This window comes from Bradyrhizobium sp. MI1.11 (genome assembly GCF_055811255.1).
In genome coordinates this window covers 37,096-49,989 of record NZ_JBVVPM010000010.1, presented here as the reverse complement: position 1 = coordinate 49,989, position 12,894 = coordinate 37,096, and the positions used below count along the sequence as shown (strand labels likewise).

Annotated in this window: 8 protein-coding genes; 2 read left to right on the top strand and 6 right to left on the bottom strand. The window is 64.0% G+C overall.

The features are described 5' to 3' along the window. Positions 1-359: 359 nt before the first annotated feature. Positions 360-3,191 (top strand): ATP-binding protein, encoded by a 2,832-nt coding sequence (locus tag AC0L30_RS12855; RefSeq protein ID WP_473404407.1) that lies wholly within the window; start codon positions 360-362, stop codon positions 3,189-3,191. Positions 3,192-3,247: 56 nt separating this feature from the next. Then, the gene (locus AC0L30_RS12850; RefSeq protein ID WP_473404406.1) at positions 3,248-4,456 is read left to right on the top strand and encodes an ABC transporter substrate-binding protein; all 1,209 of its coding nucleotides are present in this window, start codon (positions 3,248-3,250) and stop codon (positions 4,454-4,456) included. A 49-nt stretch (positions 4,457-4,505) separates the two neighbouring features. On the opposite strand, the gene AC0L30_RS12845 is transcribed toward AC0L30_RS12850, so the two are convergent. The 6 genes from AC0L30_RS12845 to AC0L30_RS12820 all read right to left on the bottom strand — a co-directional run bounded on the left by AC0L30_RS12845 (position 4,506) and on the right by AC0L30_RS12820 (position 12,847). Beyond that, positions 4,506-5,207 carry a hypothetical protein gene (locus AC0L30_RS12845; RefSeq protein ID WP_007596098.1) on the bottom strand — a complete coding sequence of 234 codons (702 nt, stop codon included), beginning with the start codon at positions 5,205-5,207 and terminating at the stop codon, positions 4,506-4,508. Positions 5,208-5,218: 11 nt separating this feature from the next. Further along, positions 5,219-6,490, bottom strand: a complete 1,272-nt coding sequence (locus AC0L30_RS12840; RefSeq protein WP_473404405.1) for an efflux RND transporter periplasmic adaptor subunit — start codon at positions 6,488-6,490, stop codon at positions 5,219-5,221. Beyond that, positions 6,487-9,669: an efflux RND transporter permease subunit gene (locus AC0L30_RS12835; protein WP_007596100.1), complete on the bottom strand. Its 3,183-nt coding sequence runs from the start codon at positions 9,667-9,669 to the stop codon at positions 6,487-6,489. Before AC0L30_RS12835 ends, AC0L30_RS12840 begins: the two co-directional genes overlap by 4 nt. A gap of 79 nt (positions 9,670-9,748) precedes the next feature. After that, a complete protein-coding gene (gene rpoH, locus AC0L30_RS12830; RefSeq protein WP_473404404.1) occupies positions 9,749-10,672 on the bottom strand; it encodes an RNA polymerase sigma factor RpoH in 924 nt (307 codons plus the stop codon). 60 nt (positions 10,673-10,732) lie between these two features. Further along, positions 10,733-12,157, bottom strand: a complete 1,425-nt coding sequence (locus AC0L30_RS12825) for a sensor histidine kinase (RefSeq protein WP_007596103.1) — start codon at positions 12,155-12,157, stop codon at positions 10,733-10,735. A 9-nt stretch (positions 12,158-12,166) separates the two neighbouring features. Continuing rightward, the gene (locus tag AC0L30_RS12820; RefSeq protein WP_035993491.1) at positions 12,167-12,847 is read right to left on the bottom strand and encodes a response regulator transcription factor; all 681 of its coding nucleotides are present in this window, start codon (positions 12,845-12,847) and stop codon (positions 12,167-12,169) included. Positions 12,848-12,894 lie beyond the last annotated feature (47 nt).

Below are 12,894 nucleotides of genomic sequence, written 5' to 3'. Positions count from 1 at the left end.
AGTAAATGATGCTTCCTTTGATGGCATCAGGTTCCCTCCGAGGGACCCTTTCCATTCTGACACGCGCCCGAACGTCGTCACGAATTCGTGTATCGATCACCAACGTGTCGGGTGTCAGCATTGATAATGAACGAAGCCCCGGCGACTGAGCGGGCCTTCTTAACACGCTGACGATCTCCCCTGTAGGAGACCCAACCGCATTGACACTTTCAAATCCATGCCAGGGATCGGTGACCTCAAGGGGCGGGCTCGTGATTTCCCCCGGATCACGGCGGCGGAATTGATTCACGGGCCCCCTTATGTCGGTTGATCGCACCTACTCTTTCGGACAATGGCATATCGATTGCCAACGAAGAGAGTTGAGGCACAACGACGTCACGGTGCCGATCGGAAGCCGTGCGTTTGAGGTTCTCGAGAGGCTGGTCGGCTCCGCGGGTCTCCTGGTCACCAAAGATGATTTGATCGGAAGCGTCTGGTCGGGCCTGGCCGTCGAAGACAACACGCTTCAGGTCCATATCTCGGCCGTCCGCAAGGCACTCGGCGAGGATCGCAATCTCCTCAAGACCGTTTCGGGCCGCGGCTATACGCTCGCCGGGAGTTGGCGAAGCGGGCATCTGGAGCACCCTGCGGCCGACCCGGTAACGATTGCGGCCGACGCACCCTTTACCAACAACCTGCCGAGCATCCGCGCGCCTCTCATCGGCCGCGAGGATTGCATGAGCCAATTGGTCGATGTGCTTTCGGCCTATCGGGCCGTGACCCTGGTCGGACCCGGCGGCATCGGAAAGACGAAGCTGGCTATCGAGTTGGCGCGCAGCGTCGCACCCGCATTCAACGATTCCGTGGCGTTGGTCGAACTCGCGACCCTGCAGGATGCGGCACTTGCGGCATCCGCATGCGCCCGTGCACTCAAGCTCGCCTCGAACGACAAGGAAGTCTCGGCCGCGAGCATTGCGCAGGCCATCGGAACCCGCCGTCTGCTTCTTGTCCTGGACAATTGCGAGCATGTGATCGAAGTCGCCGCGCAGATTGCCAGTGCCGTGCTTCGCTATTGTCCGAACGTCACCGTGCTCGCGACCAGCCGCGAAGGTCTCCGCATCGACGGCGAATATGTTGCGGCCATTCCGGCGCTGTCGGTTCCCGATCCCGATATGCACGATCCCGACTTGCTGCTGCGGGCAAGCGCAGTGCAGCTGTTCGTCGCGCGAACGCGGGCCCTACGTGCGACCTTCGTTGCGGGCGCGGAGGAGCTCCGGAAGATCGCCGCCATCTCTCGCCGCCTCGACGGCATTCCGCTCGCGTTGGAGTTTGCCGCGGCCCGGGCCGCCAATCTCGGGGTGGACACCGTACTGCTCCGTCTCGATAAGCGCTTCGAGCTCCTGAATGGCGGCCGCCGCGACCAGTTGCCGCGACACCAGACCCTGCGGGCGACCCTGGACTGGAGCTACGACCTTTTGACCCCGGCAGAGCAGCACCTGCTTTGCCAGCTCGCGGTGTTTCCGGCCGGCTTCACGCTCGATGCGGCCAGTGCAATGATGGACGACACTCTGTCGCGGTCGGACGTCATTGAAACCCTGTTCAATCTGGTCGGGAAATCGCTGGTGTCGCTGGACCCCTCATTCGAGGGACGATGGCGGCTCCTGGAGAGCACCCGCGCTTATGCGCTGGAGAAGCTCGCAGAGGCAGGCCTCGTCGAGCGGGCGGCAAGGCGGCAGGCCGGCTTTCTCAGGCAGATCATCGCACCGCTCGGCGATGCCTCTCCCGCTCCCGACGACATCTCCCGTTTCGCTCAGGAGATCGGCAACGTGCACGCCGCGCTCGACTGGGCGTTCTCGCCCGGTGGAGAGACCGCGCTTGGAATCGAACTGACGGCCGGATTCGTTCCGGTATGGATGCAGTTGCTGTCTTTCGTGGAATGCTCGACGCGGATCGAGCACGCGCTTGCGCATTTCGGTCCCGGGTTCACCTGCGTTCCGAAGCTCAAGGCGCAGCTCTATGTCGCGTTGGGTTTCGCACTTCTCAACACGGCGGGAACAGCGGACCGCATGAAGGCGGCGCTGAGCATCGGTCTCGTGCTCGCCGAGGAATTGTCCGATCTCGAGCTTCAGCTCAAGGCGGTCTGGACCTTGTGGAGCTATAATCTCAACTCGGGCCAATATGCCGCGGCCAAGGAGGTTGGCGAACGCTACCTCGAGATCGCGCTACGCACCGGAAATCCCGCCAACGAGGCGGTAGGCCGTCGCCTGATCGGCGCTGCCACGCATTTCTTTGGAATGCAGGAGGATGCACGACGCGAGCTGACGCTGTCCCTGGACCATTCGGCTCACGGATTGAACGGCGGTGCGAACCAGATGTGGTTTTTGCTGAACCAGAGTGTCCTCGCCAAGGCGATGTTGGCGCGCGTCCTGCTGCTGCAGGGAAAGATCGCCCAGAGCAGATCTCTGGCCGCCGAGTGCCTCGAGGAGGCCCAGCGCGAGAAGGACAAGCTTGCGATCGCCTATGCACTCCGCAACGCCGTCTGCCCGATCGCGCTGATGACGCATGATCTTGCCGCTGCCGATCAGGCGATATCCTCTCTTCTCGAACTCGTCACACGCGAGGGAATAGCTTTCTGGACTAGTTGGACATCCTGCCTGAAGGGACAATTGCTGGTTCTGCAAGGCAAGCATCACGACGGAATAGCCCTGCTGCGCAGCGGTTTGAAGGCGCGGACCGAGAACGGATGGCTGATGCGCAATCCCGAGTTTCTCGGATCGCTCGCTGAAGGCCTGCTCGCGATCGGCGAGGCTGCGCAGGCCCTGGCCGCGGTGGAAGAGGCCTTGTCGATGTCGCGGCAAGGCCGGCAATTGTGGTGCCTTGCGGACCTATTGCGGATCAAGGCCGAGATTCTCCTGGCCAACGGACCATCCGATCTTTCGCGAGCCGAGGTGCTGTTCGCCGAGGGACTGTCCATCGCCAGGGACCAGCAATGCCGCTTCTATGAGTTGAAAGTTGCGGCTGCGTGGGCAGGGATCATGGCGAAATCGAACCGTCAGCAGACGGCCCTTGATCTTGTGGGCCCGGTGAGCGCGCTGTTCGATCAGGAGATTGACATTCCCGCACTCGCCTTTGCCCGCACTCTGGCTGAAATACCGGGCATCTCGCTTTCGACATCCGACGGCGACCGGCTCCCATCCTGCACCTGCCATTAGGTTGCGATGCCTTTCGGCCGACACTGCCCTTCACTCCATCTTCCGGACCTTGCGTGATGAACATCTCTCGACGACAGATTTTGGGCGGCATCGGCGCTTCGGTGTTTTCGCCCGGCATCATCCGTGCGCAGGGCACGCGACCGATCAGGATCGGCGAGATCAACTCCTATAGCAGCGCCCCCGCGTTCACCCTGCCCTATCGTCGCGGCTGGCAGTTGGCGGTCGAGCAGGTCAACGCCAAAGGCGGCCTTCTCGGTCGCGAGCTGCAGGTCGTCAGCCGGGACGACGAAGGCAAACCCAGCGTCGCGATCCGCGCGGCAGAGGAGCTCGTGCGCAGGAACGACGTCGATCTGCTGGCTGGCGCATATCTGTCGAATGTCGGCCTCGCGATCAGCGACTTCGCCCGGCAGAACCGGGTCTTGTTCGTGGCGAGCGAGCCGCTCACGGATGCCCTCGTCTGGGAGCGGGGACATCGATATTGCTACAGGCTCCGCCCCTCGACCTACATGCTGGCAGCGATGCTGGTTGAGGAGGCCGCTCAACTCAAGGCGACACGATGGGCGACAATCGCTCCGAACTACGAGTACGGGCAGTCGGCCGTAAGGTGGTTCATGCAGCTTCTCCGCCAACGTCGCCCCGATGTCGCGTTCGTTGGCAGTCAGTGGCCGCCGCTGGCTGCCATCGATGCCGGCGTGGTCGTGAACGCGCTCGCACAGCAGAATCCCGAGGCGATCCTCAATATCACCTTCGGGTCCGATCTCACCAAATTCGTCCGGCAGGGAAAGGATCGCGGCCTGTTCGAAGGACGAGATGTCGTGTCGTTCACGACAGGCGAACCCGAATATCTCCATCCGCTCGGAGAGGACGCGCCGACAGGATGGATCGTGACCGGCTATCCCGTGACCGAGATCCTGGACCAGGCCAACAGTTCATTCGCGTCGGCCTATTCCGCGCGCTACGGCGAGGCTCCCACCATGGGCTCCGTGGTCGGTCACGCCATGATCAGCTCCATCGTGGCTCCGATCGAGCGGCTCGGGAGCCTCGATACCGAAACGATGGCGGATGGGTTTGGCAATGTCAGCTTCGATACACCGTTTGGACCGGCAATTTGGCGTTCGATCGATCATCAAAGCACGATGGGAACATTCGTCGGTCGCACCGCGATCAGGGGCAACAAGGCCGTCATGGTAGACTGGAAATATAGGGATGGTGGAAGCGTCCTTCCCCCGGATGCCGAAGTCCGCAAGTTGCGCCCGGCAATATGACTGGCGAATGCCGTGTGATGCGATAACACGGAAGCCCTGCAAGTCCACCTCAGCATCCCGGCGGCAGGATCGGCGATACGCCCGGCGTCGGCGCAGCGCCTGAGGCGTTCGCCGGCACCACCGTCGCGGGCTCCGCCAGGTTCATAGAGACCCCTTCCGCGCAAGCCGAGCTGTTAGGGCTCGGCACGACGGTGGCGTTCGGGTCGATGCCCGTGCCGCCGGCGTTGCTGGCGTCCGCCGGGATCGTGCCGGGCGCGGGGCTTGCAGGCACTTGCGAAATCGAAAGCGGCAGAGACGCAGCGCTGGTCACCTGTCCTCCCGGCGTTGAACTGCAGGCCACTGTTGCACCTGTTCCCGCCGGAGCGGCCGCGGGAATCGTCCCGATGGAGCTACCGCTCTGTCCCGTGAGCGGCAGGATCGGAGCCGCGATGCCCGGAGGCGAAAGACCCGTGGGCGATACAGCTGGAGTCGCCGGCACCGGCGACAGCGATGACGATGGCGGCGCGCAGATGACCACTGTCCCCGGCGTCACCGGATCCGACGCCAGCGGAACGGGCGCCAGCGTCGTATCCGGAGCACCCGGCACAGTCGTTGCGGAAAACGGCCCCGGACTGTTGAGCGGCGAGATCACGATCGCGCCCGGCACCGTCGGCAGATCCATTGCGGTGCTGCCGGTCGTTGCGATTTGTGCCTGGCCCGGAGAGAAGCCGAGCAGGAAAGCGACCATCATTGCAAACGCGAACCGTATCATCTCTCGTGTCCCTAGCTCGTCTCAAGCTTGCGAACGGTGACCTTGCTGCCTTCTGCCAGCGTGACCGCAGGATTGAGCACGACCTGATCGCCGGGCTGCACGCCGTCGCGCACTTCCACCGTGGTGCCGAAATCCCTGGAGATCGAGACCTGCTGTAAGTGGACCGTGCCGTTCCGCACGACCGCGACGTGGAGGCCATTCTGATCGAAGACGAGCGCGTCGGACGGGATCGTCATTGATGGCGTCCTGCGCGGTATCGATAATTCGACGGTGCAATAGATGCCGGGACTGAGCAGACCATCTGGATTGGGCACGTCGATCTCGGTCAGCAGCGTTCGGCTCCCCGGCTGCAGCGCGGTTGCGATCCGCGTGACCTTGCCCGCAAACGTCCGCCCCGGAATCTCGGGAACGCGGATGTCCGCATCGACGCCCGGGGCAACTCCGAAAGCCTCGTCCTGCGGTACGAAGACCTGAGTTCGGACCACATCGGAATGCATCATCGTGAACATGAAGGTGGAGCCGGCTTGCACCAAGCTGCCATTGTCCACGTTCCGCTGCGTGACCACACCGTCGAACGGCGCCACCACACGCTGGTAGGACTTCTCTTGCTGGAGAACGCGAATCTGCGCCTCCTGCGCCGTGATGTTCGACTGGGCGACGCCCACAGCCCCCTGCTGCGCGCGCAGGGTGAGACGGTCGTTGTCGCCCTGCTGTGCCGTCAACCAGCCTTGCTTGACAAGATTGCTGTCGCGCGAGTTGGTGACGTCGGCCAGCTCCCGGCTCGCCTGCGCCTGCTGAAGCGCAGCCTGATTCTGGGCGAGTGTCGCCTGCGCCTGCGCGATCTGCTGATCCAGCTCGGGAGCGGTGATTTCCGCGAGGAGATCGCCCTTCTTGACGCGATCGCCGATATCGACGTGGCGCTTCTCGATGTAGCCGCTGGTCCGCGCGAAGATGTTCGCCGCTTCGAATGCGGTCGTTGTCGCCGGCAGGCTGACTTTCATGATGTCGCCGCTGGGCTTGACCGTCGCCACCCGAACTTCCGGAATGTTGGTCCGAACCTGTTCGGCCACGGCGGCCACCTGACGCGCAACCTCGTAGTGCCGCCAGCCGCCGATGCCGAGACCGCCCGCAAGCAGCAGGAGCAGGCCTCCGCCCAGCAGCGCCCCACCATAACGGCGTCCGGATCGTGCGCCCTTGCTCGGCAGCTCCACAACCCGGAGGTTTTCCGCCCCGGGGCGATCTCTCGCACCGTCGTCATCGGTTCTTGCGCGAACGTCGCTCATTCCGGTTGCTCCTCGAATACGCCGTGGCGAGGCTTGCCGTCGTTGCTCTTGCGCAGCATCGCAAAGAGATAAGGCACGATCAGCAGGGTGGTCGGGGTTGCGAACAGCAGGCCGCCGATGACCGCCCGCGCGAGCGCCGCATTCTGCTCCTCGCCCGGACCGCCGATCGCCATCGGGATCATGCCCACGATCATCGCGGCCGCGGTCATCAAGACGGGCCGGATCCTCGTTCGGCCCGCGCTCAGCGCCGCCTGGAACGCGGAATGCCCCTTCAGCTGCTCGTCACGCGCGAAGGTCACAAGCAGGATGGAATTGGCCGAGGCAACGCCGATCGCCATGATGGCTCCCATCAACGAGGGCACGTTCAGCGTCGTCCCGGTGATGAACAGCATCGTCACGATGCCGCAAAACGTCGCCGGCAGCGCCAGGATGACGACGAAGGGATCGCCAAAATTCTGATAGTTCACGACCATCAGCAGGTAGACCAGGATAGCGGCGAACAGCAGTCCCATCCCGAGATCGCGGAACGACTGATGCATGCTCTGGATCTGTCCTAGAACCTGGATCGAATTGCCTGGCTGGAGCTGCTTCTGCAGGGCTGACGTCACCTTCTCGATATCGGCCGCTACGCTGCCGAGATCGCGGCCCTGGACACTCGCATAGACGTCGAACACCGGCTGGACATTGGCCTGGTTCGAATTGGTGGGAACGGTCCCCCGCTTGAAGGTCGCGACATTGCTGAGCAAGCCGGGCACCGTCTGGCCGCTTGCGGCGGCTGAGGCCGACACCGGCGTATTACCCAGGGCGTTCAGCGAATCAGCCCTGTATTCGGGTGTCTGCACCGCGAGGTAATAGGGGATGCCTGACGTCGGGTCCGTCCAGAAATTCGGCGAGACCTGCGCGGACGAGCTGAGGCTGACATTGATATTGGTCGCCACCGTGCTCGCATTGAGGCCGAGCTGTGCGGCGCGGGTGCGGTCGATGTCGGCGTAGAACGCGGGAGCATCGACCTCCTGCTGCAGATGCGCATCGACCACGCCGGGGATCGCCGCGAGGCTCTTCTGCAGCTCCTTGGCCACGGCCAGATTGTTGCTGCCGTAACCGACCGTGCGGACATCGATCTGCGCGGGAAGCCCGAAGTTCAGGATCTGCGTGACGATATCGGCCGCCTGGAAATAGAAGGTGTCCTCCGGGAACGCCGCTGGCAGCACCTGCCGCAACTTCCTGACGTAATCCGCCGTCGGCTTGTGCCCATCCTTCAGCGATACCAGAATGGTGCCGTCATTCACTCCGATCGTCGAGCCGTCGGTGAATGCGAGATTGTAGGCCCGCGCCGGAAGACCGATATTGTCGACGATCAACGCCCGGTCGCCTTCCGGAATGACCTCGCGGACCTTGTCCTCGACCGCCTGAAAGATCGCTTCCGTACGCTCGATCCGCGTACCCGCTGGCGCGCGAACATGGAGCTGGATCTGGCCGCCGTCGATGACGGGATAAAAATCCCTGCCGACATAGGCGAACATGGTGGCTCCGAGCGCCAGCACAAGCACGGCGACGACGGGCACGACGGCACGACGCCGCAACAACTTTTGCAGGAGATCGGAATAGCCCTCGCGCAGGTGCTCGAACCCGCGCTCGAACGCAGCGGAGGCGCGCGCAAAGATGCCTGACGGGCGCGCGCTCTCGCCATGACGCCGTTCGCCCTTCAGCAGCAGGCCGATGGTGATCGGCGTGAGCGTTCGCGACAGCCCGTAGGACGCCAACATCGCGAACACCACCGCCAGGCCGAGCGGCGTGAAGAGGTATTTGGCCGGGCCCTCCAGGAACACGACCGAGGTGAACACGCAACTGATCGCGAGCGTCGAGACCAGCGTCGGGATGGCGATTTCAGCGGCTCCGTGCAGGGTCGCCTCGGGCAACGGCATGCCTTCCTCGGTCCAGAGCCGGTGCGTGTTCTCGATCGTCACCGTCGAATCGTCGACGAGGATACCGACCGCGAGGGCGAGCCCGCCGAGCGTCATCGTGTTGAGGGTCTCGCCGAGGAAATACAGCACGATCAGCGAAGACAGCATCGCCAGCGGGATCGAGATCAGGACGACCAGCGTCGACCGCCACGATCCCAGAAACACCAAGATCATCAGCGCGGTCAGGCCGGCGGCGATCGCACCTTCGCGCAGCACGCCATTGACCGAATGGGTCACGAATATCGACTGGTCGAACAGCTCGTTGATCTTCAGCCCCGCCGGAGCCGCCGCGCGGATCGACGTCAACGCCGCCTTGACGCCGTTGACGACAGCGAGCGTGGAGGCATTTCCGTTCTTGATGATGCTGAGCAGGACGGCGCGGTGGCCGTCCTCGCGCACGATGTTCTGCTGGACCTGGGCGCCGTCGCGGACCTGGGCGACGTCCTTCAGGAAGATCGTGGCCCCGTTCACGAACTTGACGGGGATCATGTTGAGATCCTGGATCGTGGCCGGCGTCGCATTGGTTCGAACGGTGTACTGGGTATCGCCGATCTTGGTCGTGCCGGTCGGCAGCGTCAGGTTCTGGGTGTTCACCGCATTGACGATGTCGAGCGGCGTCAATCCGCGCGACAGGAGCTTGTTCGGATCGATGTCGACCATGATCTGGCGGTATTTGCCGCCGGCAGGCGTGGGCAGGGTCACGCCCGGAACGGGAGCCAGCTGCTGGCGGACGCGGTAAATGCCGAAATCGTAGAGCTGCTGCTCGTTCAGGCTGTTCGACTGGAGACTGAGCTGGAGCACCGGGACGCTCGAGGCATTGAACTGCACGATGATCGGCGGCTGGATCCCCGGCGGCATCAGGGCGCGGATGGCATTGGTCCCCGAGACGATCTGCGAGATCGCGAGATCGAGATTGACGTCCGGCTGGAAGTAGATTTTCTGAATCGAGAGGCCGTTGAGGGTCTGCGCTTCGATATTCTTGATGCCACTGACATTGGCGCTGATCGAATACTGGCTGTAGGTGCTGACGCGCTGCTCCATCTCCGGCGTGGACAGGCCGGTGTAGCTCCAGATCACGGTGACCACGGGGATCCGGATCTCCGGGAAAATATCCGTCGGCATCGACCGGATTGCGATCCCGCCGAGGAACAGGATCAGCGCAGCAAGCACATAGAATGTGTGCGGAAGCCGTAGCGCGAAGCGAACAATTCCCATGGGGGTCTGCCTGGAGGGAGTTACGCGGGATCGTCGGACAGATGAGAGCGGCCGGACCTGCGTTCAAATGAAAACGAATTCAGACGCTGCATGCGGTGCCCCGTGGCGCATCCTGCACGGCAAGCATCACGGCGCGCTTGACCTTGGCAAAGGCGCGCATCTCGATCTGCCTGACACGTTCGCTGGATATGGAGAGTTCGTGGGCCAGCCGATCGAGCGTGACGGGGCATTCCGTCAGCCGCCGCGCCTCGAAGACGCGACGTTCCCGCGCCGCGAGCCCGCTGAGCGCAACACGCAAGGCGCTGGCACGCCGCTCGGTCTGCTCGTGATCGACCAGCACCGTCTCGGCGTCGACCGCCCCGTCGACCAGCAAGGCTTCCAGCTCGGTTCCGCTGTCTTCGCCACCGATGCGCACGTTCAGCGACATGTCGCCATGCAGCCGCGCGTCCATCTCGATCACCTCACGCGCGGTGACCTCGAGCCTCCCGGCGATCAGTTCGGCAACGTCAGGCGTGAGCCCCGACATCGCGCTGCCGGTGGCTTTCCTGATCTCGCCGCGGAGCTTGAAAAACAGCTTCTTCTGCGCGGCCGTCGTGCCGATCTTGACGAGGGACCAGGACCGCAGGATGTATTCGTGAATGGCGGCCTTGATCCACCAGACCGCATAGGTGGAGAAGCGCGCGCCGCGGCCGGGTTCGAAGCGTGACGCTGCAATTACGAGGCCCAGATTAGCCTCGGCAATCAGATCGACCATCGGAAGGCCGTATCTCTTGTAGCCTCGCGCCAGCCTGGCCGCGAGCCGGAGATGGCTGGTGACGAGCGCGTCTGCTGCGCTTCGGTCCCTCGTCTGCTGCCAGCGGCGTGCAAGCTGCTGCTCCTGACCGGGCTCAAGGAAGTCGTAGCGCCCGATGGCCGCGGAATATGCGCTGAGGAACGGCGCCGACACCGGTGCGACCGGCGTCGCAGGGGGATTGATCCTCATCACTTCGTGGCTAGTCTGCATCTGTCGCTCCCGCACTCCAGGCCGGCTGATCAATCTCGAAAGCATCGTGGACCATGTGGCTCATCCCATCTGGTCTGCGTCTGCGCGCAGCAATGTCCGCGACCGGCGCGTGGCGGCCTTGCCCATCCGTCCGGTCCAGGCAAGGATCTCGATCCGTCCACCAGGGGCGGGACCGACGATCAGCCGAAAGTCGTGCAGCTTGACGATGGCGGCGACCAGGCTCAGTCCGAGGCCGACGCCCGGCGTATGGCGCATCTTGTCGGAGCGATAGAACCGCCGCAGCACCGCCTCGCGTTCCTGCTCGCTGATGCCGGGCCCGGTATCGCTGACGCGCACCAGCGCAGTGTCGTCGTCCGCTTCCAGGGCGAGCTCGACCCGACCGCCTGACGGCGTGAACTTGACGGCATTGTCGACGAGATTGGCGACCGCCTCGAACAGCAGGTCCCGGTCGCCCCACACAAGCACATCGCGCTCGATGACGACACCGAGCCCCACGCGCTTGTCTTCGGCGATGGGTTCGTAGACATCGCACACCTCCCGCAGAATCTCGTCGAGCGCGACCTCGCCAAAGCCGGCCATGCGGCGGTTGTTCTCGATCTCGGTCAGGCGCAGCAGGGCGGTGACGATCGCGAGCGACTGGTCGATGCCGGCAATGGCCTTGTCGATGGTCTCCTGCAGCTCCTCCAGCGTGGCCGCATGGGAGCGCCCGCGCTCCAGCGCCAGGCGGACGCGCGTGAGCGGCGTCCTGAGATCATGGGCGATGTCGTTGCCGACGCCGGCGAGCGCATTGATCATCGCCTCCATCTCGTCGAGCATGCCGTTGACGATCCCGGCGAGCCGCGCGAACGGATCGTCCGTCCCGTCCTGCGGAAGCCGCTCGCGCAGCTCGCCGGCCACGATGCGCTGGACCCGCTGGTTCACCTCCTCGACGCGCCTCTGGGCGCGCAGGCTGAGCCAGGCACCGGCCAGCAGGCAGAGGCTGAAGGCCGGCAGCAGGCCCAGGGCCAGCGCCTGCCCCACCACGCTCGAGATCTCGCGTGTCTCATCGACATTCCGTCCGACCACCAGGACATCGCCGCCGTCGAGGCGCTTGCCAACCACCCTGACGACAGGATTGTGCACCGTCGGCGACTTGATGAGATCGAGGCGCACGCCCTGCACCGCTCCATCGAGCCCGAGCTCGCGCGGCACGTGGTCGATGTTGCCGGCAAGGCGGGTGCCCGCGGCATCGAACAGTCCCGCGTATTGCACGCCCCTGGAATCCTGATCGAGATGATCCGCGATCGCGCTGATGCGATGGGCCGGCGACAGGTCTGAGATGAAGTGAATCTGGGTGGTAATCATGCGATCGGATCGCGCGACCAGATAGTTGTCGAGCTTCCAGTAGATGAATGCGAACAGGCCGACCACGAACAGCGCGAAGCCGGCCGCCATGGCCAGGGCCGAAAGGAACGTGCTGGAGCGGATCAGCTGGATCTGACGCATCGCCGGCCCCTATTGCCGCGAACGCAGGACGAAGCCGGAGCCTCGGACGTTGTGGATGAGCGGCACCTCTCCGGGGCCGTCGACCTTGTGACGGAGCCGGCCCATATGCACGTCGATCAGGTTCGTGGTTGCCGGAACAAACTTGTAGTTCCAGACCTCCTCCAGCAGCATCGCACGCGTCAGCACCTGGTCGTTCCGGCGCATCATGTATTCGAGCAGGCGGAATTCGCGCGGCAGCAGCTCGAGCCGGCGTTCGCCGCGCCGCGCGGTCCGCTCGATCAGATCGAGCTCGAGCGGTCCGACATGCAGGATGGTTTCGCGGCTGTCGATCGGACGGCGCAGCAACGCCTCTATCCGCGCGACCAGCTCGATGATCGCGAACGGTTTTGTGAGGTAATCATCTCCGCCCATTCGCAATCCGCGCACCCGGTCGTCCACCGCGCCGAGCGCGCTCAGGACCAGAACGGGCGTCCTGACCTGGTCGTTGCGAAGTGCCTCGATGACGGTCAGCCCATCCATGCCCGGCAGCATGCGATCGACGATCATGGCATCGGGGCTCGACACGCGCGCGCGGTCGAGGCCATCGACGCCGTCGGCGGACCAATGCACCTCGAACCCGCGGTCGGCAAGCTCGGCGACAATCGCCTCGGCGGTCTCGGCATCGTCCTCGATCAGGAGAATCCGGTTCATGACCCTCGCTCCACGTTCCACGCGGCGTCTCGGCGCGCGGTAGGGGC

Bases quoted from the DNA above. Each gene is read 5' to 3' on its own strand.
- AC0L30_RS12850 (WP_473404406.1), top strand. From the start codon at position 3,248: ATGAACATCTCTCGACGACAGATTTTGGGCGGCATCGGCGCTTCGGTG.
- AC0L30_RS12845 (WP_007596098.1), bottom strand. From the start codon at position 5,207: ATGATACGGTTCGCGTTTGCAATGATGGTCGCTTTCCTGCTCGGCTTC.
- AC0L30_RS12840 (WP_473404405.1), bottom strand. From the start codon at position 6,490: ATGAGCGACGTTCGCGCAAGAACCGATGACGACGGTGCGAGAGATCGC.
- AC0L30_RS12835 (WP_007596100.1), bottom strand. From the start codon at position 9,669: ATGGGAATTGTTCGCTTCGCGCTACGGCTTCCGCACACATTCTATGTG.
- rpoH (WP_473404404.1), bottom strand. From the start codon at position 10,672: ATGCAGACTAGCCACGAAGTGATGAGGATCAATCCCCCTGCGACGCCG.
- AC0L30_RS12825 (WP_007596103.1), bottom strand. From the start codon at position 12,157: ATGCGTCAGATCCAGCTGATCCGCTCCAGCACGTTCCTTTCGGCCCTG.
- AC0L30_RS12820 (WP_035993491.1), bottom strand. From the start codon at position 12,847: ATGAACCGGATTCTCCTGATCGAGGACGATGCCGAGACCGCCGAGGCG.